Consider the following 24,959-nt stretch of genomic DNA (forward strand, 5'->3'; position numbering starts at 1 on the left):
TGGAGCAGCCCGGTAGCTCGTCAGGCTCATAACCTGAAGGTCGTAGGTTCAAATCCTACCCCCGCAACCAAAATCATAAATTGACTTAAATAGCGGTTATCATCCAAGCTGTGGCCTATGCTGTTTCTCGACATTGGTCATAATCCTTGGCTGGTTGCCACGTCATTTATCGTTGCGCTGGTGGCCGGTGCGACCGGTTTGACGTTGACCAAAGATCTATCGAAAAAAACAGTCCTACAGAAAAAGTTGTCTGTCGCCATGGCTTCGATCGCTTTGGGTGGCGGCATTTGGTCCATGCATTTTGTTGGAATGCTTGGCCTGCAATTGCCCATTCTGTTTTATTATGATGCAGCTATCACTTTAGTGTCCGCTTTGATTGCTATTTTGATGGTCGCCATTGCGCTGTTGATTTTGCATTTTCGGATGCGCACAACCGGCACCATCGTGTTTGCGGGTACGATTGTTGGTTTGGGCATCTTGGCAATGCATTACGTCGGTATGGCGGGGATGCAGATGTGCAGTGCTGTTTATACGCCTTTGGGGGTCATCAGCGCCTCGATACTGTCGATCCTTTTTTGCATTCTGGCCTTTAGTGTGGCCTATAGCAAAAGAACCAACCGTAGCATTTTAACGGGCGCGATGTGCTTTGGTGTTGCGGTGTTTGCTGTCCATTTTCTGGCGATGGCTGGAACTAATTTTGTCGCGGTCTCTGATGTAGTGGAATTCGGGCCTTCTATCAGCAATGAGGTGCTGGCGATTGGAGTGATCCTCTCTAGTTTCGTTCTGTTCGGCGGTTTTTTGTGGGTCGGTTCTACGTTCATTGGATCGGTACCAACCGTAACAGCTCAGCCAGTTGGGCCTGTCGAACCTAAGCCGCAGGGACGTATCCCTTGTGAACGTGAAGGTGCGAAGGTGTTCATTGCACCGGACGACGTCTTATTTGTCCGAGCTGATGGTCATTACACTCAGGTCTATTCTGGCGATACATCCTATTTTTGTAGCTGGCCCATCACAGAGGCGACCAAAAGGTTGTTGCAAGGGGGCTTTGTCAAAGTGCACCGCAGCTATTTGGTGAATCCATCAAAAGTCGCCCAGTTCGAGCGCGGCAAAGACAAAGGCCGCATTCGCTTTGGCGTCGAAGGCGTGCCCCCTGTCCCAGTGAGCCGGTCCCATTTAAAGGACACGACTGACGCGCTAGCGTAACGCGTGGTGCAACTCGTGCGTTCAGCGGCGCATTTCGTGCAAAATAAGCGAAAATAAGTTGTTTTAGCGTGCCGCGGTATCCAGCGGCATGCAGCCTGATCCTACCCAGAACATCGCTTAGGGAGGAGAGGCAATGATTCCAGGTGCGTTTGAATACCATCGTCCAAAGGACATGGAAGGCGTGCTGGCCGTGTTACAAGAGCATGGCGACGACGCGCGGGTTATCGCTGGCGGTCACAGTTTAATCCCGATGATGAAACTGCGGATGGCCGACATTCCGCATTTGATCGACCTTCAGGACGTACAAGGCCTGAACAGCATCACCGTCGGCGACACGATCACCATCGGCGCAATGGTCACCCAACACCACATCATCGAAAACCATGCGCTAGCATCTGCTGCGCCGATCATGCGCGAAGCATCACTGCAGATTGCGGACCCGCAAGTGCGCTACATGGGCACAGTGGGCGGCAACGTCGCGAATGGCGATCCTGGCAACGATATGCCGGGCCTGATGCAGTGTCTGGATGCGACCTTTACCTTGGTTGGGCCAGACGGTGAACGCGAAGTCGCAGCGCGCGATTTCTATGAGGCCGCATATATGACCGACCGCGAAGACGAAGAGGTTCTGACCCAGGTCCGTTTCGACAAACCGCAGGGCGGTTTCGCTTATGAAAAACAGAAACGGAAAATCGGAGATTATGCGACCGCTGCGGCCGCTGTTCAGATCGTCAAAGACGGCGATACATGCGCATCGGCGTCGATAGCTATGACGAACCTAAGCGATACGCCGATCTATTCCGAAGATGCCGGCGCCGCACTGGCCGGAACGACCGTTGATGATACCGCAATCGAGGCCGCAGTCGCCGCGATGCTGGGGGATATCGACCCGACCGAAGACAACCGCGGCCCCATCGAATTCAAACGCCATGCAGCCGCTGTGATCCTGCGCCGAGCGATCGCTCGCGCTTGGTCCCGCGCGTAATCGGAGGAGGACGATATGGCGAAGAAAATGCACATCAAACTAACGGTGAATGGCCAAGAAGAGGAGTTTCTGGCCGAACCGCGTGAATTGCTGATCCACACCCTGCGCGAACGCCTGAACATCACGGGCCCGCATATCGGGTGCGAAACATCGCACTGCGGGGCCTGCACGGTCACCGTAAACGGCAAATCGGTGAAATCCTGCACCATGTTCGTAGCCCAAGCCGACGGCGCGGATGTCACAACGATCGAAGGATTAGGCAGCCCTGATAACCTGCACGTGCTGCAACGCGCGTTTAAAGAAAACCATGGCCTGCAATGCGGGTTCTGTACGCCGGGGATGATCACCCGCGCGTCGAAATTGCTAGAGGAAAACCCGAACCCAACCGAAGAGGAAGTCCGCTTTGGTATGGCGGGGAATCTGTGTCGCTGCACGGGGTATCAGAACATCGTGAAATCGATCCTCGCGGCTGCGGCTGAACTCAACTCCGCAAAGGAGGCAGCAGAATGAACAAGGAAATCACACGTCAGGAACGCGCCGACGCATTGGGCGGCATGGGCTGCAAACGCAAACGCGTCGAAGATGCCCGCTTCACCCAAGGCAAAGGCAACTACGTGGACGATATCAAACTGCCTGGTATGCTGTTCGGCGATTTCGTTCGGTCGCCTTACGCTCATGCGCGGATTAAATCGATCAACACGGATCGCGCCATGGCGCTGGACGGCGTTGTTGCTGTTCTAACGGCAGATGACCTGCGTCCGCTGGGTCTGCATTGGATGCCGACGCTGGCAGGCGATAAACAGATGGTTCTGGCAGACGGCAAGGTTCTGTTTCAGGGCCAGGAGGTAGCCTATGTCGTCGCCAAAGATCGCTATATCGCGGCGGATGCCGTCGAATTGGTCGATGTCGAATACGAAGAACTGCCCGTGGTCGTTGACCCGTTCGAGGCGCTGAAATCCGACACCGTCCTACGCGAAGATCTGGTCGCCGAAGACGGCAGCCTGCCCGACGGCGCCCATGGTCCGCGCAAACACCACAACCATATCTTTACATGGGAAGTGGGCGAAAAAGACGCGACTGAACAGGTGGTATCGGACGCTGCCGTCGTTGCCGAAGAAACCATGTATTACCATCGTACGCACCCATGCCCGCTGGAAACCTGCGGCTGCGTTGCATCGATGGACAAGGTGAATGGCAAACTGACGCTCTACGGCACATTCCAAGCGCCTCATGCGATCCGCACAGTGGTGAGCCTGATTTCCGGCATCGAAGAACACAACATCCGCGTTGTGTCCCCCGATATCGGCGGCGGCTTTGGGAACAAGGTTGGCGCGTATCCCGGCTATGTCTGTTCGGTCGTCGCCTCGATCGTGACGGGTGTGCCCGTCAAATGGATCGAAGACCGCATGGAAAACCTGATGACCACGGCCTTTGCCCGCGATTATTGGATGAAAGGCAAAATCGCCGCGACGCCAGAGGGTAAAATCACCGGCCTATGGTGCCATGTGACGGCGGACCACGGTGGCTTTGACGCCTGTGCGGATCCGACCAAATTCCCAGCGGGGTTCATGAACATCTGTACAGGTTCGTACGACATCCCAACGGCCTATCTGGCGGTTGATGGTGTCTACACGAACAAGGCGCCGGGCGGGGTCAGCTATCGCTGTTCGTTCCGCGTGACCGAAGCCGTCTATTTCATCGAACGCATGATCGAAGTGCTGGCGATTGAGCTAAATATGGATGCCGCCGAACTGCGGCGCATCAATTTCATCAAAAAGGACCAGTTCCCATATCAGTCTGCACTGGGCTGGGAATATGACAGCGGTGACTATCACACCGCATGGGACAAGGCGCTCAAGGCTGTGGACTATGAAGGCCTGCGCGCCGAGCAGGCCCAACGTGTCGAAGATTTCAAAGCAGGTAAAACACGCAAGCTGATGGGGATCGGCCTGACACACTTTACCGAAATCGTTGGCGCGGGGCCTGTGAAAAACTGTGACATCCTAGGGCTGGGAATGTTCGACAGCTGCGAAATCCGTATCCACCCGACAGGATCGGCTATTGCACGTCTGGGAACTATTTCCCAAGGTCAGGGTCACGCAACCACCTTTGCCCAAATTCTGGCAACGGAAATCGGTCTACCCGCCGATAACATCACGATCGAAGAAGGCGACACAGATACCGCGCCTTATGGTCTGGGCACCTATGGATCGCGGTCGACCCCAGTCGCGGGCGCGGCAACGGCCATGGCAGGACGCAAAATCCGCGCCAAGGCTCAGATGATCGCGGCCTACCTGCTAGAGGTCCACGACGATGACGTGGAATTCGATGTGGATCGGTTCGTCGTCAAAGGTGCGCCTGAAAAGTTCAAGACGATGAAAGAAATCGCCTTTGCCGCCTATAATCAGGCCATCCCAGGGATCGAACCAGGGCTAGAGGCGGTCAGCTACTATGATCCGCCCAACATGACCTATCCGTTCGGGGCCTATATCTGTGTCATGGATATTGATGTGGACACCGGCGTCACTGATATCCGCCGTTTTTATGCGTTGGATGATTGCGGCACGCGGATCAACCCGATGATCATCGAAGGTCAGGTTCATGGTGGTTTGACCGAGGCTCTGGCCGTCGCACTGGGTCAGGAAATTGCCTATGACGACATGGGCAACGTCAAAACGGGGACGTTGATGGATTTCTTCCTGCCGACCGCATGGGAAGTGCCGAACTACGAAACCGACCACACTGTGACGCCCAGCCCGCACCACCCAATCGGTGCCAAAGGCGTCGGCGAAAGCCCCCACGTCGGCGGCGTTCCATGTTTCTCAAACGCTGTGAACGATGCGTTCCGTGCCTTTGGTCTGCGCCATACGCACATGCCGCACGATCACTGGCGCATTTGGAAAACCGCGAACGAACTGGGCCTGCACGGCTGATCGCAAATCGGGCGCGCGTTTGATCGCGCGCGCCCTGATGCATCGGATTTTGATATGACTTGGACTGATCTCAAAACTGCTTTGGCAGCACAGGACTATGTTGCCTCGGATGATCTGGCGGTTGCGTTGCATCTGGCGCTGTCGCTTGGCCGTCCTTTGTTGCTAGAGGGCGCAGCGGGCGTCGGTAAAACCGAAGTCGCGCGGGTGTTGTCGGCCGTCCGCGACACGTCCCTGATCCGTTTGCAATGCTACGAAGGCTTGGACGCGTCCCAAGCGATCTATGAATGGAATTACCAACGCCAGCTATTGGCGATCCGCGCCGCGTCAGAGGCGGGCGAGGCTGGCAAAACGGTCGAGGATCGCATCTTTTCCCGCGATTACCTGATGGAGCGCCCGTTGTTGCAGGCGATCACTCAGGACGTGCCGCCCGTGTTGTTGATCGACGAAATCGACCGCGCCGACGAAGAATTCGAAGCGTTCTTGCTGGAAATCCTGGCTGATTTTCAGATTAGCATTCCCGAACTAGGGACTATTACTGCGGCCAGCAAACCGATTGTGATCCTGACGTCCAACGGCACCCGCGATTTGTCGGATGCGCTGCGCCGTCGGTGTCTGTTTGCCTATGTCGACTATCCTGATCCCGCGACCGAACTGGCGATCCTGCGGGCACGCTGCGCGGATGTTGAAACGCATCTGGCCGAACAGATCATCGGTTTCGTTCAGGCCCTGCGCAAAGAGGATTTGGAAAAGACCCCCGGTATTGCCGAAATGCTGGATTTCGCTGCGGCCCTGATGGGGCTCGGAATTGCGGATCTGACGCAGGATCCTGCGGCCTTGCAGGCGACGATGGCGACATTGTTGAAAACGCAATCCGACCGCGCGCAAATCACGCCAGAAGTCACCGCGCGCATCGCGGGGAAAGCCGCATGAGCCGCGTGACGAAATTCGCCGCCCGCGATCCGGGGCCAGCCGCGCGAATGGCGGGGTTTATGGCGCATCTGCGTGATAACGGCCTGCGTATCGGTGCGGCGGAAACGGACGTTGCATTAGCCGCGCTGGGGCGTGTTGATGCGGCGCGCCCTGACATGGCCCGCGCCGCGCTGCGTGCGGTTTGTACGGGCTGCAAAGACGACGCCCAACGGTTTGGCGCGTTGTTTGATGCCTTTTGGATGGATATAGGCCGCGTGCGGACCAAAACGATCCCGACCCAGACCTCGGGCAGCGACAGCATGCATTCGTCCCGCGACGCCAAGGGCGAAACCAACGATAGCGGCGGGCAAGCAAACGCCGCAGATACTGGCCAGGGCGAGGCTGACAGCGACGGCGAAGGCAAATTGATCGCCACCGATATCCGCAACCTGTCGCGCCGCGATCTGCGCGAACTGGTCCGCGCCGAAGACATCGCCGAAGCCGAAGAGGTCGCGCGGCGGTTAGGGCGGGCCATGCGCGATCGTAGGTCGCGCCGTCGTATTGCCGCCCGCAAAGGCGCGGGTCTGGATTTTCGCAAAACGATCCGTCGGTCGTTGTCCTCGGGCGGGGAACCGTTGCATCTGTTTCGTAAAAAACGCCCTGACCGTGATCGCAAAATCGTGGCGATCTGTGATGTGTCGGGGTCCATGTCCGTCTACGCGCAGGTTTTTCTGGCCTTCATCGCGGGCCTGATGCGCAGCGATCCCAAATCTGACGCCTATCTGTTCCACACCCGCCTTGTCCGCATCACCGAAGCACTGCGTGACAAAGACGCGATGCGCGCAATCGGTCGGCTATCTCTGATGGCGGATGGGTTTGGGGGTGGGTCCAAAATCGGGGCCTGTCTGACGCTATTCAGCCAGACATACGCCCGCCGTTTTGTCGACGGTCGAACGGTCGTCCTGATTATGTCGGACGGTTACGACACAGACCCAGAAGATCAGGTCGGCACAGCCTTGGCAGCGCTGCGCAAACGCGGCTGCCGCATTATTTGGCTGAACCCGCTGAAAGGCTGGCGCGATTACGAACCGGTCAGCGCGGGCATGGCGGCGGCGTTGCCGCATCTGGACCTGTTCTGCGCCGCGAATACCCTGGCCGATTTGGCCGCATTGGAAACAGAGGTGACACGCCTATGACCCCAGCAGAAGTTTTATCAGACGATCTGGCAGTAGCGGCGTCGCGACTGCGGGCGAATGCCGAACCATTTGCGTTTGCCACAATTGTCCGTACCGCAGGCGCGACGGCTGCCAAGCCGGGAGCGCGAGCGTTGATCGCGGCAGATGGCACGATTTTGCAGGGGTTTTTAGGGGGCAGCTGTACGCGTGGCGCGGTCAAACGTGCGGCAATAGCTGCATTTGAAACAGGCCAGCCGCAGTTGATTTCAGTCGCCCCCGAAGATGAATTGGCCGCCAAAGGCGTGACAGCGGGCACGAATGCGGATGGGATCACCTATGCCCGAAACGGGTGCCCATCGCGTGGCACCATCGATGTGTTCATAGAGCCATGTTTGCCGCAGCCTATGCTGGTTGTTTTGGGCGCGTCCCCAGTGGCGCAGTCAATGTCGAAATTGGGCCCTCAGTTTGGTTGGGTCGTTGCGGATGCAGTGCCTAGTGATTGCAGCGGTCGTTTCACAGCCATTGTTATTGCGACCCAAGGCCAAGGCGATTTGGCGGCCCTGAAAGAGGCAATTGCCGCGCAGCCACGGCATATTTCCTTTGTTGGATCACACAGAAAATACGCGGCCCTTTCGGAAAAATTGGCGACCGAGGATATGGATCAGGACAAAATCCGGTCTGTCCGCGCGCCTGCTGGTTTGGACATCGGCGCAGTCACCCCCGAAGAGATAGCGTTGTCGATCATGGCCGAACTGACTGCGGTGCGCCGCGCGGTGAAAACGCAGGTGCCGGCATGATGCGGTTTGATGCGATTATTCTGGCTGCAGGACTGTCATTGCGAATGGGCGCGCACAATAAGCTGCTGATGGATTGGCATGGCACCCCGATTATCAGGCGCGTTGTGCAAACTTATCTGGATAGCATCGGCCCGAACATTACGGTCGTGACGGGATTTGAATCTGACCTCGTCCGCAGGGCGCTGGATGGTTTGCCCGTTCAGTTTCATCACAATCCCTGCTTTGCAGATGGGCAGCAGTCTTCGGTGATGGCCGGGCTTTCGGTTCCCAGCGACGCCGATGCAACGCTGATGGGGTTGGGGGACCAGCCACTGCTCACGGCCTCTGCGCTATGCGATTTGATGACGGCCTACCAGATTGCAGATACGTCCAAGATCGCTTTTGCCGTTCGCGGCGATGAACGCGGTAACCCGACGATCATTCCGGCCCCAAAGCGCAGCCTGATTGCAGCAGACAAGGCACGGCCAGGGTGCCGCAAATTCATCAACGACAATCCACATTTGGTGACCCGTATCCCGATGCAATCGGATGGGTTTTTCACCGATATCGACACCCCAGAATCCTACGCGTTGCACGTCCGCACCCCCGTTTTGGGGCGGATCAAAAGGCTGCTTTCACTATCGCCGGATCAGGCGGATCAGCTCGCGCGCATTAAATTTCCTTGTTGCTAAGAAAGGACCACCAATGGAACTCTCAGACGAAATTAGAATTTCAGCACCCAAAGATCAGGTTTACGCTGCGTTGAACGATCCCGATGTCCTGCAAAAATGCATTCCGGGATGCGAAGAATTGATTAAACATTCGGATACCGAACTAGAGGCCAAGGTGCTGCTGAAGGTCGGACCGGTCAAAGCCCGCTTTGGCGGGAACGTGGAGTTGAATACCGAAGGCGCTCCCGATCAGTTTTCATTAACCGGTCAGGGGAATGGCGGTGCGGCGGGCCACGCCAAAGGCGGCGCTGATGTCACCTTGATTGCGGATGGGGATGAAACAATTCTACGCTATGATGCCAAGGCTGAAATTGGTGGAAAGCTGGCCCAATTAGGCAGCCGTTTGATCCAAAGCACGGCGAAAAAGCTAGCGGCGAAGTTTTTCAAATCCTTTGCCGAAGTGATGGAAGAGGAAAAAGTTGCCTGAGGCGATTACATATACTGAACACCCGCAAGACGTTTTGCGGGCCGCGGTTCAGCGGTTGGATCGGGGCGTGAAATTCGCCCTGATCACTTCGGTTGCGATCAAAGGTGGCGCCGCACGCGAAGTCGGGTCTTTAGCGATAGTCGATCAAAGCGGCGCGATGGTCGGGTATATGTCCAATGGCTGTATCGACAGTGACATTCGTCTGCGGGCGATAGAGCTGTTGGAAACGGGTGGCCCTGCCATTTGTTTGCAATATGGCGATGGGTCGCCGTTCAAAGATCTGACCTTACCCTGTGGTGGTTCGCTCGAGCTGTTGTTGGACCCCGACCCTGATGCGCAGGCACTGCGTGCGGCCCTGAGTTCGATGCAATCACGCGTAGACGCTGAATTGACATTCCAATGTCCTAAATCAGATCGCGCAATTACTTTTCAGTATTCGCCCAAACCGCGTCTAATTTTGGCGGGGCGCGGCGCTGTGTTTCGGGCAACAGCCCGCGTGGCATTTGCCGCTGGTTTTGAATTGCATCTTTTGACCCCGCAAGAGGATGATTTATCGGATTTGTCTGATATCGAATGTTTGTCGCAGTCCGTTCTGACCACGCCAAACGCGATTCCTGACATCGCTGTTGATCCGCATTGCGGTTTTTTGACCTTGTTTCATGATCATGATTGGGAACCCGCGCTACTGTTGCGGGCCGTAGATAGCAAAGCGCGGTTTATTGGCTGCCTGGGCAGCACGCGCACACATTCAAACCGTATCGAATACCTAAAATCCAAAGGGATAAGTCCGCAGAACATTGCACGCATTCACGGCCCGATCGGGTTGGTTCCCTCTTTGCGACAGGCCCCACTGATTGCTGTATCAACCATGGCGCAATTAGCCGAAGCGTTTCCCTTTTCCATAAACGTTGTGGAAAAATCGGACAAAGCCACGGTGCTATAATCCGACACGGCGAAAGGGTTGGGTTAAATAATAAACAAAGTCATAGAGTTATCGGTAGATGCTTAAATAACCAATTGAAACGGTCAAGTATATGATTTTATTGGTTTATTTCTTGCACTGGGGTTTTGTGTCGTGTAGGAAGGCTTCAAGGACAGCAAGCCAGCTTTTGCCAGCCCGCCAGATCCTTTGCGCAACCAGCCAGAACAATCTAGCCAGTTATCGCAGCCGCCCTATTGGGGCGGTTTTGTTTTATTCGGCTGCGGAAATGGTCGCCTGAACTGCGCGTTTCCATGCGTTATAGCGGCGGTCACGCGTGGCGTTGTCCATGGCTGGGGCAAAGTTTCGGTCGATTTCCCAGTTCGCGGCGAATTCATCCATTTGCGGATATAGTCCCGCCCGCTGCCCCGCCAGCCATGCTGCGCCCCGCGCTGTCGTTTCCAAAATCGTTGGTCGGTCCACTGGGGCGCCGATGATATCCGACAGGAATTGCATCGACCAATCATTGGCCGTCATGCCGCCATCCACACGCAAGGTTGGCGATGCATCAGAGGCAGCCCAATCCGATTGCATGGCTTCGATCAAATCACGGGTTTGGAACCCAACGCTTTCCAATGCGGCACGGGCAAATTCGTTCGGTCCTGAATTGCGCGTCAGGCCGAAAATGGCACCGCGGCATTCCGCGTTCCAATAGGGTGCACCCAGACCAGTAAAGGCGGGTACAAGGATCAGTTCCTGACTGTCATCTGCTGCGATAGCTAGATCAGACGTTTCGGACGCATGTTCGATAATTTTGATGCCATCCCGCAGCCATTGAACTACGGCGCCCGCAATGAAAATCGCCCCTTCCAACGCATAAGTCGGTTTGCCGTCCATCTGATAGGCAATGGTCGTCAACATGCGGTTATTTGATTTAACAGGACTATTTCCCGTGTTTAAAAGTGCAAAACAGCCAGTTCCGTATGTTGATTTCATCATGCCGGGTTTGAAACAGGCTTGTCCGATCGTGGCTGCCTGCTGGTCGCCAGCAACACCCAGAATTGGGATTTCCCCACCAAACAGATCAGGGAGCGTGGTGCCGAAATCAGCCGCGCAATCCTCAACTCGGGGCAGCATCGACATGGGGATGTCGAATTCGTTGCAGATCGTCGTGCTCCACTGACCTTTGTGGATGTCGTACAGGGCTGTGCGGGCTGCATTTGTTGCATCAGTTGCGTGCACCGCGCCGCCGGTCAGGTTCCAAATCAGCCAGCTATCAATCGTGCCAAACAAAAGATCAGCGTCGCGCGCACCATCGACGTTATCCAGCAACCATTTGACTTTGGTTCCCGAAAAATAGGGGTCCGCGAGTAGGCCAGTTTTATCGGTGATGACCTGATCAAACCCTTTGTCGCGTAAGGTCGCGCAATATGGGGCGGTTCTACGGTCCTGCCATACGATCGCGTTATGAATCGGTTGTCCCGTGACTTTATCCCAGATGACGGTTGTTTCGCGTTGGTTCGTGATGCCGATGCCAGCGATGTCGGCGGCTTTCGCGTCACCTTTGACCATAACGTCGCGGACAGTCGCAACGACGCTATCCCAGATTTCGTTGGCGTCATGTTCGACCCAGCCACTACGGGGGAAATGCTGGGTGAATTCCTGTTGCGCGACATGTGCGATGTTCATCTTTTCATCGAACAAAATGGCGCGCGTTGATGTCGTACCCTGATCGATCGCCAAAATATACGTCATCTGTGTCTCCCCTCTGAATCCTCGGGTGTACACAATCAGCCTGTATGGCAAAGTTCAAGCCTGACGCAGCTGCGGGTTGGTCAGTGGGCCGCGGTGTTTCTTGCGATGCGTATGTTGCGGGCAATCATGGCGAAAATGAACATTGCAGTTAGGACAAGCACAATGGTTGGTGCAGGTTCGCTGTCGATCCAAAAGCTGGCGTAGATCCCGACAACGGATGCAAGCAGCGCGATAATGACCGATGCGATCAACATCATGCTCATACGGCGCGTGATTAAGAAAGCGATGGCACCAGGCGCGATTAGCAACGCGATGGATAGGATAATTCCAACGGATGATAACATCGCAACGATTGTCGCTGACAGGATCGCCAGTAGCCCATAATGGATTACGTCAATTCGCAGTCCAATCATACGCGCTTGAACCGGATCAAACGCATGGGCAAGGATATCGCGCCATTTCACGGTCAAAATAAGGGCGACGCCGCCGCTGATTAATCCTGCAGTCCATAGATCGCTGCTAGCTACGCCCAGCATGTTTCCGAATAGGATATGGTCTAAATGAACATCCGATGAAATCTGGGTGTAAATCACGATGCCCAGACCAAACATGCCGGAAAATATGACGCCCATGACTGTGTCTTGTTTTACGCGGCTGTGGTCTTTGATGAAACCAGTGGCTAGCGCGCAAAACAGCCCAGCTAGGAAAGCCCCGATAATCAACGGGATGCCGATGATATAGGCGATGACCACACCCGGCAGTACGGCATGACTGACCGCGTCGCCCATCAGTGACCACCCTTTTAGGACCAGAAAACACGACATCAGCGCGGCTGCCGGTGCAATCAGTAGCATGACCAGAAAGGCGTTCTGCATGAACGGAAACTGAAACGGAAGTAGAGCCATTTCCATCAGTCTGCCTCCAGCGCTGCGCGGGCACGGCGGCGGGCTGCTAAAGTCCCGTGAGTTGGAGCAAAAATGAAAGCAAGCAGGAATAGCGCGGTTTGCAGGCAGACAATGATGCCGCCCGTCGCGCCATCTAAAAAGTAACTGATATAGGCCCCAAACGCTGATGTGAGCGTGCCGATTGTCACTGCCAATATAATCAGTTTGGGAAACCTATCGGTCAGCAGATAGGCGGTCGCCCCTGGTGTGACGACCAGCGCGATAACCAAAAACGCCCCAACCGTCTGCATCGCGGCAACGGTACAGGCGGACAGAAGGGTGAAAAACAGAACGCGCAGCGCGGTTGGATTTAGGCCGATGGTGCGGGCGTGCGCTTCGTCAAAGAAGACGGCCAAAAGATCACGCCATTTGGCTAGCAAGATCACCATCGACACACCGCCGATGATTGCCAATTGCAGCGTATCAGACGGCGAAATCGCAAGGATATTGCCCATCGTGATCGTTTGGATCGAAACGGACATTGGATTGAGTGACACCATAAACAACCCCAGTCCAAAGAATGAGGTAAAGATCAGACCGATCACGGCGTCCTCTTTCAATCCAGAACGGGACCGCAGGAACAACATAGCAAGCGCCGCTAGTCCGCCCGACAAAAACGCACCGAACGCGAACGGCAAGCCCAGCATATAAGCCCCCGCAACGCCCGGTACGATTGAATGTGACAAGGCGTCACCGATCAGTGACCAGCCTTTGAGCATCAAATAAGCAGACAAAAATGCACAAACTGCACCAACCAGAGCAGATACCCATATCGCGTTGGTCATATAGCCGTAGGCGAATGGCTCTAGCAGAATGCTCATTTTGCATCCTCGGCTGTGTGGTGGCGGTCGTCGTAAAACACCAAGGCGCGTTCGTCATCTGTGATGACTTCTAATTTGCGTGGGTCTTCATCGTCGTGCAGGCGGTCGCCTTCTAGCATGAAATGACGCAACACCCCGCCAAAGGCCTGTTTCAGGTTATGGGGCGTAAAGACTTCGGTCGTGAGACCATGGGCCAATACGGTGCCTTTAACCAGTACAACGCGGTCGCAGAATTCGGGCACAGACCCAAGGTTGTGCGTGGCGACCAGCATGACGCGGCCTTCGTCACGTAGATCACGCAATAGCGCGATAATCTGATCTTCGGTTTTGACATCGACGCCAGTAAACGGTTCGTCCAGTAGGATCACTTCCGCGTCTTGGGCCAAAGCGCGCGCAAGGAATACCCGTTTTTTCTGGCCGCCAGACAATTCGCCGATTTGGCGGTCTGCAAAATCGGACATATTAACCCGCGCCAAAGCCGATGCGACCGCTGCGTGGTCTGTGGCCTTTGGTCGACGGAAAAATCCCATGTGCCCATAGCGGCCCATCAAAACCACATCGCGGACCAATACCGGAAAGGACCAATCGACCTCTTCGGCTTGCGGGACGTAAGCAATTTTCTGGTGCTTAATTGCATCCGCGACGGGTTCGTCCAGAATGGAAACGTCGCCTTTTGCAACTGGGACAAATCCCATCAACGCTTTGAACAGCGTAGATTTTCCAGCGCCATTGATGCCCACCAATGCGGTGATCGTTCCGCGTGGAATTTCGAATGTGGCATTGCGCAGCGCGGTGTGGCCGTTGCGATAAGTGACAGTCAGGTCGGTTGCGCGAATGCCGGTGGTCATTGGGTCAGGCCGTTCAGAATTGTTTCAGAGGTGACGCGCAACAGATCCAAATAGGTCGGCACAGGACCGTCATTTGCGCTAAGGCTATCGACGTAGAGCACACCCGCATATTCCGCGTCGGTTTCCCTCGCTATCTGTTCTGCGGGGCGCGCAGATACCGTGGATTCCGAAAAAACGGCGGTAATGTCATTTTCCCGAACCGCATCAATGACCGTGCGCACCTGTTGGGGCGTACCTTGCGCATCTGCGTTGATAGGCCAGAGGTACAGCTCTTTCAGGTCGTAATCGCGCGCTAGGTAGGAAAAGGCGCCTTCGGACGTAACCAGCCAACGGCGGTCATCGGGTAGGGCGCGAATTTCGTCGCGGATCGGTGCAATAACTGCGGCGATTTCAGATTTATAGGCCAGTGCATTGGCTGCATAAATGTCCGCGTTGTCAGGATCGGCGGTGGTCAATGCATCGCGAATGTTGTCGATGTAGATTTCGGCAGATTCCAAACCCATCCAAGCGTGGGGGTTGGGTTTGCCGTCATAATTACCGCCAGAAATAGCGATGGGTTCGATGCCTTCGGATACCGTCGCGGCTGGAACATCGCGAAGGTTGTTAAAAAACTGTTCGAACCACAGTTCCAGATTCATCCCATTCCACAGGATCAGATCCGCACCTTGAGCTTTTAGAATGTCTCGCGGGGTTGGATTGTAACCGTGAATTTCTGCACCGGGTTTTGTAATCGAAACGACCTCGGCTGAGTCGCCGGCCACATTTTGGGCCATGTCGGCAATAACGGTGAATGTGGTGACAACCTTGATTGGGTCGTCATCAGCCCAAACAGGGGTGCCAGCAGCAAAAAGCGCAGAGAGCGCAGCAAAAATACGGTGCGGAACCATGCGGTCCTCCAGAATAACTTACCTAGAATGCATTTAGGAATGATTTGCAACTGTCAAGGTTTTTGCAAATGATTTGCAACTGCATCTTGTCGAAAGTCGATTATTTGTGCAGAAATGACGCTATGACTCAGGCCGAACGATCATTGCAGCTGACAAATGCCCTACGCGATGCGGGGGTCCGTATTACGCGCCAACGTGCTGCGTTGTTAGAGGTATTGTCCGTTGCAGACGATCATCCCGATGCCATCGAACTGCACCGACGCGCAGAAATTGCATCGCCCGGTATTTCCCTATCGACCGTTTACCGCACGCTCACCGCGTTAGAGGAGCAAGGCGTTATTCACCGCCACCAATTCGAAGGTGCGTCGGCCCGTTTCGAACATGCGAACGCGGATCACCACGACCACATGATTGATGTGGAAACGGGCGAAGTGGTCGAGTTTTGTTCAGAACGTATCGAGAAATTACAGGCCGAATTGGCCAAAGAATTGGGATACGAGATCGTTCACCACCGGATGGAGCTATACGTCCGAAAAACGCAGAATTAGCCTTCAAACGTCTTCATGACTGAATCTTTCCATTCGGTAACTGTGCGTTTCATAGCGGCGTAGGTCGCAGCGCCGATCGCATGCCCAACCTCTGTATGCAGACCTGCGTAGGCGGTGTCTCCTTGGGGGCACGCAATCGCGATACAATCGGTTCCTGTGCCCGTTGCGATACCCGTGGGTAGGTCAAATCCTGCTTCGATCACGGCGGCGGTGCGTGCCTGAGAAATGATCGACGTCGCCTCAACCATCGCATGGTCAGCAAGGCCGATGCTGGTGTGGACGGCGATATTGATTGTACCCCAATTCACGCGGCTAAAATCGCGGCGCGTACCGATGCGTTCGGCGTTTGATAACCCCGCCGTGACAACAGCATGTGCCGTGCAATCCCCGACGGTTACAATTTCCTGATCAAAGGCGGTAATATTGCGCGATGTCAGAAAGGTAACGGCGTCTAAAGCGCCGCGGCAACCCAGTTCTGATGCGATCCAATCTGTGACATCCAATTCGGGCGGTAGGTCGGTATTGCGAACTTCGCGCCAAAGAATGCGATTGGCTGTCACGAACCCGGGGCGATTAATGGCCCAGCTTAGAATTTTTTGGTCGGTTCCGAACGTAAATTCCAACCACGGGCGATCTAGCGTGACGACGTTCATGCCGTGACCTGAAGTGGTAGAAAAATGAGCCCGTCTGCAGTTTCCGTTAGAAACGCCGTGATCCCAAACGTGTCGCGCAGCAAATCTGGCGTGAGCACATCAAGGGGCGCGCCATCCGCGATGAGTTTGCCGCGATCCATTACGATTAATCGCGTGCAATGCCGTGCCGCAAGGCCCAGATCGTGGATCGACACCAGAACAGAGCGTCCTTCGGCGGCCATGTTTTCAAAAGCGTTCATAGTCGCAATTTGGTGGGCTGGATCAAGTCCGGCGATGGGCTCGTCTGCGATCACAAGCGGCGTATCCTGAGCCAAAGCGCGGGCCAGCAAAACGCGGGCTTGTTCGCCGCCAGACAATTCGGTCGACAGGCGGTTTCGATATCCGCCCAGATCCAAAGCATCCAGCGCCGCACTAACGGCTGCGCGATCTGTTTCAGATGGTGCTGCGCCAAGGCTCAGATGAGGCAGGCGACCCAGAGTCACCAAGGTTTCGACAGGCACAGGCCATGCGATTTCGCGCGATTGAGGCATGAAGGCTGCCAATTTTCCGCGCTCTTTGTGGGGGCGTGATGAAATCGACGACGTCCCGCTGTGCTTTATCAACCCTAATGCAGCCCGCATCAGGGTGGTTTTGCCCGCGCCGTTGGGGCCGATCAGGCCGATAACCTCGCCTTGGTCTATGTCAAATGAGACGCTGTCGACGACAGGGCATTCGCCACGCAGAACTGTAAGGTTAGAAAGGCGCAGCATCTGTTACAGTCCTTGGCGTTTGGTGCGGTAGATCAAGTGAAGGAACAAAGGCGATCCGACAAGGGCGGTTAAAACGCCAAGCTTCAGGTCTTTGGACGGTAGGATGATACGTACGGCGATGTCAGCGGCAAGCAACATCGCGGCTCCGCCTAAACCTGATGCCCAGAGCAGGGCCGATGGTCGTGCCTGAACGAACCTGCGCAGAATATGCGGAACCACAAGGCCAATAAACCCGATTGAGCCTGCGACCGCGGTGCCTGCGCCTACGATAGCGGCAGTTCCCAAAATCAATGCCAGACGAATGCGCGCTGGGCGGACGCCCATAGCTGCGGCTGCGTCTTCGCCTAGTGTCAGGGCGTCTAGGCCCCGCGCAGTGGATGCGATGATCAGCGCGCCAACGGCAATGAATGGTACGGCCAACCAAACGTGGGTCATGGAACGATCCGCTAGCGATCCCATGGTCCAAAAGACGATTTCATTCGCCGCAAAAGGGTTGGGTGATAGGTTTAGGACCAGCGTTGTCAAAGCGCCCGCCAGCGCGGACACAGCAATACCCGCTAGGATCAGGGTCAAGGTCGACCCTTGTGGCCCAGACAGCAACATCACGATCAGAACGCCAGCCGCCGCGCCAGACAGGGCCGAAATCGGTAGACCTAATGCCCAAGCCGCTGCAAAACCTGTTTGGATCGCCAAAACAGCCCCCAGCGCGGCCGAGGCTGACACACCGATCAAACCAGGATCGGCAAGTGGGTTACGCAGGTAGCCCTGCATAGCGGCGCCTGCAATGCCCAAACCCGCGCCGATTGCCAAACCTAAGATGGCGCGCGGTAGACGGATTTCCTGCATGACCATGGTGATCGGGCTTTGGTCGCTGCTCAGCAACGCTTTGATCGATTCAATCGGTGTGAAACCTGCTGGGCCTGTTACCAAAGACCCGAAAAACAAAAGCGCAGTCAGGGCCACAAGTGTTGCGAATAGCCTTTTCATTCGGTGGCTCCTGTCATGGTGCGGCGCAGTTGGGCCGTATCTTCGATTGCGCGCAGCACATAGGGGGTGCCGCAGACCCAGTCGCGGTCTGTAAACACGGCCTGAGGCAAACGATCGCGCAAATGATCGACCACGGGGTGATCTAGAATTTCATCCGAACGGGACGCGCCGGGGTAGGGCGTTCCTGTGATGATGGCATCAGGGTTGTTCAGCGCCAGCAATTCCAGCGGCATGAACCCGCCATAGGGGTAACCTGCGTCTTCGGCTATGTTATCAAATCCAGCGGTCGCTAGAATTTGACCTGCCAGAGTGCTGTCGCCCGAGGTGTAACCGTTTTGGTAATACAGCGCCGCGCGGGGGCGTTCGGTGATTTCCGCGCGATAGGCGGCAAGCGATGCGTCGTATTCAGCGATCAATTCGGCCGCGCGATCCGGCTGCTGCAGCGCGTCGCCCATCTGAATCATGCGGTCGCGCACGTCGTCCAGCGAATAGGCGGGATCGAATAGGATCACAGGAATGCCCAGACGTTCCAACATCGATACGGTCGCGCGCGACGAAAACGTACCGGCAAGGATCAAATCAGGGTCTAATAAATAGATTTCTTCGGCCAAGGCGGAATTGGGGATCAGATCTGCCGCCTGTTCAGCCATGGCCGAACTGCGCGGATCTGCGGCCAATTTCGAAACGGAGATGAGTTGATCATCATCCGCGATCAGCATGGCCAACTGATCAGTGCATAGATTGATCGACACAACGCGGCTGGGCGCGTCGGCATGGGCAACAGCCCCGACCAAAGTCAGGGCTGAAGCCAAGTTTATGATTTTAGAAATCTGCACGGAAACCAACGTAGACCGCACGACCCGAGGTGTTATAGCCACCTGCGGTTTCGTAGTCTTCGTCGAACAGATTTTCGACGCGTGCGTAGGCCTCGACGGTATCGGTCACGGCATAGGTCGCATCCACGTTCACGACGGTGAAATCGCCGACCTTGTGACCTGCTGGTGCATAAGCCGATGGCGTGACGTCCGCCGCGTGACGGACGTTCAGGCTACCCCAGATGCGGTCTGTTAGGTCTGCATCAACACCAACAACCAGATCATGCTTTGGCAGGCGCGCGATTTGATCGCCGTTGGTGTCTTGCGCATCGGTGTAGGTGTAGGCCGCCGAAACGGCGAACATATCGTTCAGTTCATACGAACCCGACAGCTCTAGGCCTTTGGAAACAAAACTTTGGGTGACATAGCAGCCAGCACCGTAGGCGCAGTTGGTTGCGCTAGGGTCCCAAGCGATTTGGTTTTCGATGTCCATGTAGAATGCCGTAGCGCGGATAAAGTCGTTGCCGCCCAGACGATATTCAGCGCCGATTTCATAGTTTTTCGACTGCTCTGGGCCGAATTCTTCGCTGGCGTAATAAGCGCTTAGCTGGGTCAGCGACGGCGCGCGGAAACCTGTGCCCGCTTGAGCGCGGATGATCAGGTCTTCGGTTGGGCGATAGGAAATCGCAACGCGACCCGAATTTTGCGGATCGTATTTCGATGGATCGTCGCGGCGTAGGGTGGTCACAACATCAACCGAATTGCCCAGCGACATATCGAACTCTGCGAAAACGGCCGTGCTGGACATCTCGTCATTGGTCGATCCGCCATAGCTGTCGTTTTGCAGGTTTGTTTCTGTCAGCTTTTCAGCGCCAAAGCTAAGGTCGCCAAAGGCCAATGGCGTTGCGCCGCTATAGGCCAGTTTGGTGCGTTCGCCGCGGAAATACGCGATATAGCCGGTGTCATTGCGAACTGTGCGCGAACCCGAAACCGAAAGTTCATGGGATACCAAACCTGTGTCGAATTGCGCAAACAGGCGGCCGCCCGTTTTAGCGCCGTCACCGAAATCGTCGTCTACTGGATCGGTGCCAAACCAGCCTGCATCGTCATATTCGCCATAGTTTTCGTCGTGGATCAGGGAAACGCCAACGTTTACCGCATCAGTCAGCTGGTATTCGCCGGTCAGTGTCAGGCGGGTGTTTTCGAAACCATCGGCTTCGGTGTTGTCAGCTTTGGTCGAAAAGCCGTCAGTGCTCAGGCGGGTCAGGCCGAATGCCACATAGCCGTCTTCGCCGCGATTGCCGACGTTCAGGCCAAAGGCGTTGGTGTTGTAGCTGCCCGCTTCTACCGTCATCTGACCTGATGCGCCGTCAACCTCTGGGGTCCAAGTGGACATGTCGATCACACCAGCAATTGCGCCTTGGCCAAAGCGGGCCGATTGCGAACCTTTAAGGACCTCGACGCGGTTGATGCCAATGGCGGCCAAGTTGCCAAAGTCATAGCCGTTGCCCGAGCTTGCCGGGTCGGACATGTCGATGCCGTTCAGATAGGTCGCAATGTAACCTGCGCCATTGCCGCGGATTTTTAGTGTGGTCGATGCGCCCAAACCGCCGTTCGACGAATAGGACAGGCCAGGCAGGCGTTGCAGGGCGTCCGCCAGTTTTGCGGTGCCTTCGACGGTTAGCGTGTCTTGGCCGATGATTTCGACCGTCGCGCCGGATTGTTCAACGGACGTGGCATTCTGGTTTGCGGTTACGGTGATCTGTTCCAGATCATAGGCCTCTTGGGCCAGTGCGCCGGTGGTGGCGAATGCCGCAATAGCGGCCGAGGTTAACAGCACAGAGCGTGTCATTTCATTTCCCCATGGATGCGTTCGTTTGGCGAACGCGCGTGTTTATGTATCAACAGGGTATGAAATGCCCCGCAGACGGTGAGAGCACCACGGCGGAAGCAGTCTCCGCAGCCCGAAACGCGCCCCGCGTTTGGACAGGGTGTAGCCTCGGCAGGTCTCCTGACTTGCGGGTCTTTGCGCTGCCGGACCTTCCCACCCCGCATGGGGCAGTGGCGTACGCCGGCATTGCTCTCCGCCTACAGTTGCGGGGGCAGTCGCAGAATTGGCGGATGTGGTCGCCGCACTGCGTTCCCTTTTCACGGGTGCAAAACACCCGGACCGAAGCGCGGCGAACCTATGGCCGATCAGCCTTTTGTGTAAAGAGCTGATTTATGTGTCTTTACGACACATGCCCGAAAATTAGATCAAAGTCGCAACGTGACGGGTCGCAAGGGTGTAACCATGCACACCGAATCCCGCCATAACCGCGTCAGAACGGTGGCTGACATACGAATGGTGGCGGAAAGATTCGCGTTTGTGCACTTGGCTGATGTGCACTTCGATCACGGGGCCTTCGAATGTGTTCAGCGCATCTAGAATCGCGATGGAATAATGGGTGAACGCCGCAGGGTTAATGATGATTGCGGCGGCTTCTTCGCGGGCTTGGTGAATCCAGTCGACGATTTGGCCTTCGTAGTTGGACTGAAGCATTTTCACGTCGAAACCGTTTTCTTTCGCAATTTCAGCGCAGTTTTTTTCAACGTCTTCTAGCGTGTCGTGGCCATAGATTTCAGGCTGGCGTTTGCCCAGCAGGTTCAGGTTTGGGCCGTTCATAATGTAAACAAGCTTAGACATTTTTTCCTCCGTTCGCGCTGTTGTTGCGCGTTTCTAATAGGTCCGCCAAATCGTTGCCTGTGCGTTCGATGTGACGTGACAAAAGCATCGGGCCCAATTCAGCATCGCGCGCGATCGCGGCGTCGGCGATTGCGGCATGTTCGGAATTCAAATCGCGTCCTTCGGCGGTGTACCCCAGAATGTTGGAATAGCGATGATGCAAATTGGCGAATAGTTTACACAGGTCCCCCAGCATTGGCATTGCGCAGCCGCGTATCAGTGCCGTGTGAAAAGCCGCGTGGTGATCGCTGAACAATTCGTTTTCACTATTGGTCAGGCGGTAAATCGCGGCGGGGACACGGCTTTCCCAGTCCAGCGTGCCAATAGCAATCGCATGTTTCAGTGCGAGTGATTCTAGATCGGCCCGCATGCGGGTGATTTCCAGCAGATTCGCCATGCCGATCGGCATGATGCGAAACCCCTTTTTGTCCTCAAATTCCACCAGTCGTTCAGCAACCAATCGCGATATCGCTTCGCGCATGGGGGACAAGGAAACGTTATAGATATCACGTAGATGATCCAGATTGACCTTTGAACCCGGCGCTAATTTGCCAGAGATAATTTCAGCCCTTAGCTGGTTCGATACGCGGCTGGCGCGTGTCAGTTTGCTGTCATCTAGGCTTTGGTCAAAAAACATTGCTGATCCATCCTGTTTGACCAGACGTGTAGACATATAATCGATTTATATCAACTATATTGCAGTTCTGGTTGGGTTCGCTATCCTTTCGGTTGGCCAAAAGGGGATGGCCGTAGGAGGATAGATGAGCAAACTGGGCGACGATATTTATCGGGCGATGCGTCACGATATTGTCTTTGGAAAGCTTGAGGCGCAGTCCAAAATTCGTTTGTCGAACCTCAAAGAAACATACGGGGCATCGGTCCCGACCTTGCGCGAAATTCTAAACCGACTGGTCTCGGAAGGTTTCGTATTGGCCGAAGGCCAGCGCGGCCACATCGTGACGCCAATGTCGGCAGAAGGTCTGCGTGAAATCGCAGATTTGCGTATTTTGCTCGAATCCAGTGCGTTGGAAAAATCCATACAGCGTGGTGATTTAAATTGGGAAGAGCGGATTATTTCTGCCCACTATCGTCTCGCGCAGATGGAAAAACAGATGCAAGCCGGCGATGATGCAGTACGCGAAGCGTGGAAGAAGTACGACTGGGAATATCATCAGGCTTTGATTTCCGCATGTGGGTCGTCCGAACTTTTGTCGCTGCATGGCATCACATTTGACAAATATCTGCGGTATCAAATGCGCCTTTTGACGTTTCGGGGCGAAGTTGCCGCTGACGAACATAAACTGATGCGCGATGCTGCATTGGATCGGGATGCAAAGACCGCAGTCGCATTGTTGCGTGCGCACATCTTAGGCGGGGTTGAACATAGTCTGCAGCTGTTCCGCTAATCGGAATTGCGCCAGCCGTGCACTGTGCGACAAAAAATAATCGATTATATTTACTAAATCAGGTGATATTAAAATATACATCATAACATATAAAAACCTGTTGAATGAAATCTGTGTTCTGTCAGCATCACGCTAATGTTTCGGCCTGAATCGAAACACCGGCATCATCACGGAGGAGAAAGCATGCCCTATACTATGAAACGTCGCGCATTCGTGGCGGCAGCAACCGCATCCATCATCGCAGCAACCGCAGGCACCGCAGCTTTGGCTGAAGGTCACGCAACCCAGCTGCGTTTGTCGGCTGTGATGTCGGACACCGACATGCGCGCAGTGGCAATGGTAGAAAAATTCGGCCCAGCAGTGTCCGAGTTCGCATCGTTCGAACCACACTGGAACGGCACCCTGTTCGCCCAAGGCACAGAGCTGGAAGCAATCGCAACCGGCGATCTGGAAATGGCGATCACTTCGGCTCAAGAACTGGCGACCTTCTTCCCAGAATTCTCGATTTTCACTGCTGGTTACGTACTGCAGGACGCAGATCACCAGGTTGCAGTGTTCAACGACGCACTGTTCGAACCTTTCAAAGCAAAAGCAGAAGAAGAGCTGGGCGTAACCCTGCTGGCACCAATGTATCTGGGCCGCCGTCAGGTGAACCTGCGTCAGACCGCAGACGAGCTGACTGTTTCGACCCCAGCTGATCTGGCTGGCGTGAACCTGCGTATGCCAGGCACCGACGCATGGCAGTTCCTGGGTAAAGCGCTGGGCGCAAACCCAACCCCAATGGCATTCACCGAAGTGTACACCGCACTGTCGTCGGGCGCTGTTGACGGTCAGGACAACCCACTGCCAACTGTTGTTGACGCGAAATTCTACGAAGTGACCAACCAGATCGTGCTGACCTCGCACTTGGTTGACTGGAACTTCATCGCGATTTCGTCCGAAGTGTTCAACGGCATGGACGCAGACAGCCAAGAAGCTGTTCGCGCTGCTGCATGGGAAGCTGCTGACTATGGCCGCGCTGCACAGCTGGAAAAAGAATCCAGCCTAGTTGCATTCCTAGAAGAGCAAGGCATGTCGATCTACGAACCAGACGTAGCTGCATTCCGTGACGCTGTTCAGGGCGCATACCTAGAATCCGAGTACGCAGAAGCATGGCCAGAAGGCCTGCTGGACGCTGTAAACGCTCTGGGCAACTAATTCAAAAGTCGGGGGAGGTCCCATGAAAAAAGTTTTTGGGATCTTCTCCCGCGTGACAGAGGGGGTGGCGGCGCTAATGATGGCCGCCATTTTCCTAACTTTCCTGCTGCAAATCGCAGTGCGTTATATCGTTGGCTCTGACTGGTTCACCGCGAACCTAGGCCACATAATCGACGCTGCTGATTTCGGCTGGACCGTGGAATTTATCATGGTCATGTGGCTGTGGGTGATTTTCTGGTCGAACGCATTCATCGTGCGTGAACGCGACCACGTGACATTCGATATCATCTACAACGGCGTGAACCCGAAACTGCGCAGCGCATTCGCCATTATCGGTGCGTTGATCATCTGCGGTGCCCTTTGGTACGCGATTGATCCGACCTATAGCAAAATGCGCCTGCTTCGCATCAAATCATCGGCGACCCTTCCGGTTAAGATGCTGCCGATCTATTCGATTTACTTCTTGTTCTTGGCTGTTGTGGGCCTGCGTTACCTATGGCGCGCCTATGACGTCATCCGCAACGGTGCGGACAAAGAACTGCTCGTCCAGCCCGAGGATACCTAAG

At 55.3% G+C, this 24,959-nt stretch carries 26 protein-coding genes and 1 riboswitch; of the genes, 14 read left to right on the forward strand and 12 right to left on the reverse strand.

Translation table 11 applies throughout. The features are described 5' to 3' along the window. Positions 1-117: 117 nt before the first annotated feature. From BVC71_RS08710 to BVC71_RS08755, 10 genes are all read left to right on the forward strand, one after another. Complete coding sequence (locus BVC71_RS08710; protein ID WP_086451295.1) at positions 118-1,203, forward strand: MHYT domain-containing protein; 1,086 nt, start codon at positions 118-120, stop codon at positions 1,201-1,203. A gap of 133 nt (positions 1,204-1,336) precedes the next feature. Then, positions 1,337-2,188, forward strand: a complete 852-nt coding sequence (locus BVC71_RS08715) for an FAD binding domain-containing protein (RefSeq protein ID WP_086451296.1) — start codon at positions 1,337-1,339, stop codon at positions 2,186-2,188. 15 nt (positions 2,189-2,203) lie between these two features. Further along, entirely contained in the window at positions 2,204-2,698 is a 495-nt protein-coding gene (locus BVC71_RS08720) for a (2Fe-2S)-binding protein (protein ID WP_086451297.1), read from the forward strand. After that, complete coding sequence (locus BVC71_RS08725; protein ID WP_086451298.1) at positions 2,695-5,121, forward strand: aerobic carbon-monoxide dehydrogenase large subunit; 2,427 nt, start codon at positions 2,695-2,697, stop codon at positions 5,119-5,121. Before BVC71_RS08720 ends, BVC71_RS08725 begins: the two co-directional genes overlap by 4 nt. Before the next feature lie 54 nt (positions 5,122-5,175). Further along, positions 5,176-6,051, forward strand: coding sequence for an AAA family ATPase (locus tag BVC71_RS08730; protein ID WP_086451299.1), 876 nt, complete (start codon positions 5,176-5,178; stop codon positions 6,049-6,051). Beyond that, the gene (locus BVC71_RS08735; protein WP_086451300.1) at positions 6,048-7,226 is read left to right on the forward strand and encodes a vWA domain-containing protein; all 1,179 of its coding nucleotides are present in this window, start codon (positions 6,048-6,050) and stop codon (positions 7,224-7,226) included. The genes BVC71_RS08730 and BVC71_RS08735 overlap by 4 nt, the downstream gene beginning before the upstream one ends. Beyond that, entirely contained in the window at positions 7,223-8,002 is a 780-nt protein-coding gene (locus BVC71_RS08740; RefSeq protein WP_086451301.1) for an XdhC family protein, read from the forward strand. Before BVC71_RS08735 ends, BVC71_RS08740 begins: the two co-directional genes overlap by 4 nt. Then, positions 7,999-8,673 carry a nucleotidyltransferase family protein gene (locus BVC71_RS08745; protein ID WP_086451302.1) on the forward strand — a complete coding sequence of 225 codons (675 nt, stop codon included), beginning with the start codon at positions 7,999-8,001 and terminating at the stop codon, positions 8,671-8,673. Before BVC71_RS08740 ends, BVC71_RS08745 begins: the two co-directional genes overlap by 4 nt. 13 nt (positions 8,674-8,686) lie before the next feature. After that, positions 8,687-9,139: an SRPBCC family protein gene (locus tag BVC71_RS08750; protein WP_086451303.1), complete on the forward strand. Its 453-nt coding sequence runs from the start codon at positions 8,687-8,689 to the stop codon at positions 9,137-9,139. After that, the gene (locus tag BVC71_RS08755) at positions 9,132-10,082 is read left to right on the forward strand and encodes an XdhC family protein (RefSeq protein ID WP_086451304.1); all 951 of its coding nucleotides are present in this window, start codon (positions 9,132-9,134) and stop codon (positions 10,080-10,082) included. The genes BVC71_RS08750 and BVC71_RS08755 overlap by 8 nt, the downstream gene beginning before the upstream one ends. A 249-nt stretch (positions 10,083-10,331) precedes the next feature. Here the strand turns inward: BVC71_RS08755 and glpK are convergent, their stop codons facing one another. The 5 genes from glpK to BVC71_RS08780 all read right to left on the reverse strand — a co-directional run bounded on the left by glpK (position 10,332) and on the right by BVC71_RS08780 (position 15,313). Continuing rightward, positions 10,332-11,813, reverse strand: a complete 1,482-nt coding sequence (gene glpK / locus BVC71_RS08760) for a glycerol kinase GlpK (RefSeq protein WP_086451305.1) — start codon at positions 11,811-11,813, stop codon at positions 10,332-10,334. Between the two features lie 80 nt (positions 11,814-11,893). Then, positions 11,894-12,724: a metal ABC transporter permease gene (locus tag BVC71_RS08765; protein ID WP_086451306.1), complete on the reverse strand. Its 831-nt coding sequence runs from the start codon at positions 12,722-12,724 to the stop codon at positions 11,894-11,896. Next, positions 12,724-13,578 carry a metal ABC transporter permease gene (locus BVC71_RS08770; protein ID WP_086451307.1) on the reverse strand — a complete coding sequence of 285 codons (855 nt, stop codon included), beginning with the start codon at positions 13,576-13,578 and terminating at the stop codon, positions 12,724-12,726. Before BVC71_RS08770 ends, BVC71_RS08765 begins: the two co-directional genes overlap by 1 nt. Further along, the gene (locus BVC71_RS08775) at positions 13,575-14,426 is read right to left on the reverse strand and encodes a manganese/iron ABC transporter ATP-binding protein (RefSeq protein WP_086451308.1); all 852 of its coding nucleotides are present in this window, start codon (positions 14,424-14,426) and stop codon (positions 13,575-13,577) included. Before BVC71_RS08775 ends, BVC71_RS08770 begins: the two co-directional genes overlap by 4 nt. Further along, positions 14,423-15,313 carry a metal ABC transporter substrate-binding protein gene (locus BVC71_RS08780; protein ID WP_086451309.1) on the reverse strand — a complete coding sequence of 297 codons (891 nt, stop codon included), beginning with the start codon at positions 15,311-15,313 and terminating at the stop codon, positions 14,423-14,425. The genes BVC71_RS08775 and BVC71_RS08780 overlap by 4 nt, the downstream gene beginning before the upstream one ends. A 122-nt stretch (positions 15,314-15,435) precedes the next feature. On the opposite strand from BVC71_RS08780, the gene BVC71_RS08785 reads away from it, so the two are divergent. Then, positions 15,436-15,861, forward strand: coding sequence for a Fur family transcriptional regulator (locus tag BVC71_RS08785; protein WP_086451804.1), 426 nt, complete (start codon positions 15,436-15,438; stop codon positions 15,859-15,861). Here BVC71_RS08785 and BVC71_RS08790 read toward each other — a convergent pair. From BVC71_RS08790 to BVC71_RS08820, 7 genes are all read right to left on the reverse strand, one after another. Beyond that, positions 15,858-16,514, reverse strand: a complete 657-nt coding sequence (locus BVC71_RS08790; RefSeq protein ID WP_086451310.1) for an adenosylcobinamide amidohydrolase — start codon at positions 16,512-16,514, stop codon at positions 15,858-15,860. The genes BVC71_RS08785 and BVC71_RS08790 overlap by 4 nt on opposite strands. Then, a complete protein-coding gene (locus tag BVC71_RS08795) occupies positions 16,511-17,263 on the reverse strand; it encodes an ABC transporter ATP-binding protein (RefSeq protein WP_086451311.1) in 753 nt (250 codons plus the stop codon). Before BVC71_RS08795 ends, BVC71_RS08790 begins: the two co-directional genes overlap by 4 nt. A 3-nt stretch (positions 17,264-17,266) precedes the next feature. Beyond that, positions 17,267-18,250, reverse strand: a complete 984-nt coding sequence (locus tag BVC71_RS08800; RefSeq protein ID WP_086451312.1) for a FecCD family ABC transporter permease — start codon at positions 18,248-18,250, stop codon at positions 17,267-17,269. Further along, entirely contained in the window at positions 18,247-19,062 is an 816-nt protein-coding gene (locus BVC71_RS08805; protein ID WP_240516821.1) for an ABC transporter substrate-binding protein, read from the reverse strand. The genes BVC71_RS08800 and BVC71_RS08805 overlap by 4 nt, the downstream gene beginning before the upstream one ends. 10 nt (positions 19,063-19,072) lie before the next feature. After that, complete coding sequence (locus BVC71_RS08810; RefSeq protein WP_086451313.1) at positions 19,073-20,917, reverse strand: TonB-dependent receptor plug domain-containing protein; 1,845 nt, start codon at positions 20,915-20,917, stop codon at positions 19,073-19,075. A gap of 132 nt (positions 20,918-21,049) precedes the next feature. Then, positions 21,050-21,255: riboswitch (cobalamin riboswitch) on the reverse strand. 61 nt (positions 21,256-21,316) lie between these two features. Beyond that, positions 21,317-21,751 (reverse strand): type II 3-dehydroquinate dehydratase, encoded by a 435-nt coding sequence (gene aroQ / locus BVC71_RS08815; protein WP_086451314.1) that lies wholly within the window; start codon positions 21,749-21,751, stop codon positions 21,317-21,319. Further along, complete coding sequence (locus BVC71_RS08820; protein WP_165767749.1) at positions 21,744-22,427, reverse strand: GntR family transcriptional regulator; 684 nt, start codon at positions 22,425-22,427, stop codon at positions 21,744-21,746. The genes aroQ and BVC71_RS08820 overlap by 8 nt, the downstream gene beginning before the upstream one ends. Positions 22,428-22,551: 124 nt before the next feature. Between BVC71_RS08820 and BVC71_RS08825 the strand changes: the two genes are divergently transcribed. The 3 genes from BVC71_RS08825 to BVC71_RS08835 all read left to right on the forward strand — a co-directional run bounded on the left by BVC71_RS08825 (position 22,552) and on the right by BVC71_RS08835 (position 24,958). Further along, positions 22,552-23,196: a GntR family transcriptional regulator gene (locus BVC71_RS08825; protein WP_086451316.1), complete on the forward strand. Its 645-nt coding sequence runs from the start codon at positions 22,552-22,554 to the stop codon at positions 23,194-23,196. Between the two features lie 183 nt (positions 23,197-23,379). Beyond that, entirely contained in the window at positions 23,380-24,393 is a 1,014-nt protein-coding gene (gene dctP / locus BVC71_RS08830; RefSeq protein WP_086451317.1) for a TRAP transporter substrate-binding protein DctP, read from the forward strand. A gap of 22 nt (positions 24,394-24,415) precedes the next feature. After that, positions 24,416-24,958, forward strand: coding sequence for a TRAP transporter small permease (locus BVC71_RS08835; RefSeq protein ID WP_086451318.1), 543 nt, complete (start codon positions 24,416-24,418; stop codon positions 24,956-24,958). The last annotated feature ends 1 nt before the right edge of the window (position 24,959 follow it).

The organism is Marivivens niveibacter (genome assembly GCF_002150005.2).
GTDB lineage: Bacteria > Pseudomonadota > Alphaproteobacteria > Rhodobacterales > Rhodobacteraceae > Marivivens > Marivivens niveibacter.

Coding starts and splice junctions, on each gene's coding strand:
- BVC71_RS08710 (WP_086451295.1), top strand. CDS start 118: ATGCTGTTTCTCGACATTGGTCATAATCCTTGGCTGGTTGCCACGTCA.
- BVC71_RS08715 (WP_086451296.1), top strand. CDS start 1,337: ATGATTCCAGGTGCGTTTGAATACCATCGTCCAAAGGACATGGAAGGC.
- BVC71_RS08720 (WP_086451297.1), top strand. CDS start 2,204: ATGGCGAAGAAAATGCACATCAAACTAACGGTGAATGGCCAAGAAGAG.
- BVC71_RS08725 (WP_086451298.1), top strand. CDS start 2,695: ATGAACAAGGAAATCACACGTCAGGAACGCGCCGACGCATTGGGCGGC.
- BVC71_RS08730 (WP_086451299.1), top strand. CDS start 5,176: ATGACTTGGACTGATCTCAAAACTGCTTTGGCAGCACAGGACTATGTT.
- BVC71_RS08735 (WP_086451300.1), top strand. CDS start 6,048: ATGAGCCGCGTGACGAAATTCGCCGCCCGCGATCCGGGGCCAGCCGCG.
- BVC71_RS08740 (WP_086451301.1), top strand. CDS start 7,223: ATGACCCCAGCAGAAGTTTTATCAGACGATCTGGCAGTAGCGGCGTCG.
- BVC71_RS08745 (WP_086451302.1), top strand. CDS start 7,999: ATGATGCGGTTTGATGCGATTATTCTGGCTGCAGGACTGTCATTGCGA.
- BVC71_RS08750 (WP_086451303.1), top strand. CDS start 8,687: ATGGAACTCTCAGACGAAATTAGAATTTCAGCACCCAAAGATCAGGTT.
- glpK (WP_086451305.1), bottom strand. CDS start 11,813: ATGACGTATATTTTGGCGATCGATCAGGGTACGACATCAACGCGCGCC.
- BVC71_RS08765 (WP_086451306.1), bottom strand. CDS start 12,724: ATGGAAATGGCTCTACTTCCGTTTCAGTTTCCGTTCATGCAGAACGCC.
- BVC71_RS08770 (WP_086451307.1), bottom strand. CDS start 13,578: ATGAGCATTCTGCTAGAGCCATTCGCCTACGGCTATATGACCAACGCG.
- BVC71_RS08775 (WP_086451308.1), bottom strand. CDS start 14,426: ATGACCACCGGCATTCGCGCAACCGACCTGACTGTCACTTATCGCAAC.
- BVC71_RS08780 (WP_086451309.1), bottom strand. CDS start 15,313: ATGGTTCCGCACCGTATTTTTGCTGCGCTCTCTGCGCTTTTTGCTGCT.
- BVC71_RS08785 (WP_086451804.1), top strand. CDS start 15,436: ATGACTCAGGCCGAACGATCATTGCAGCTGACAAATGCCCTACGCGAT.
- BVC71_RS08790 (WP_086451310.1), bottom strand. CDS start 16,514: ATGAACGTCGTCACGCTAGATCGCCCGTGGTTGGAATTTACGTTCGGA.
- BVC71_RS08795 (WP_086451311.1), bottom strand. CDS start 17,263: ATGCTGCGCCTTTCTAACCTTACAGTTCTGCGTGGCGAATGCCCTGTC.
- BVC71_RS08800 (WP_086451312.1), bottom strand. CDS start 18,250: ATGAAAAGGCTATTCGCAACACTTGTGGCCCTGACTGCGCTTTTGTTT.
- BVC71_RS08810 (WP_086451313.1), bottom strand. CDS start 20,917: ATGACACGCTCTGTGCTGTTAACCTCGGCCGCTATTGCGGCATTCGCC.
- aroQ (WP_086451314.1), bottom strand. CDS start 21,751: ATGTCTAAGCTTGTTTACATTATGAACGGCCCAAACCTGAACCTGCTG.
- BVC71_RS08820 (WP_165767749.1), bottom strand. CDS start 22,427: ATGTTTTTTGACCAAAGCCTAGATGACAGCAAACTGACACGCGCCAGC.
- BVC71_RS08825 (WP_086451316.1), top strand. CDS start 22,552: ATGAGCAAACTGGGCGACGATATTTATCGGGCGATGCGTCACGATATT.
- dctP (WP_086451317.1), top strand. CDS start 23,380: ATGCCCTATACTATGAAACGTCGCGCATTCGTGGCGGCAGCAACCGCA.
- BVC71_RS08835 (WP_086451318.1), top strand. CDS start 24,416: ATGAAAAAAGTTTTTGGGATCTTCTCCCGCGTGACAGAGGGGGTGGCG.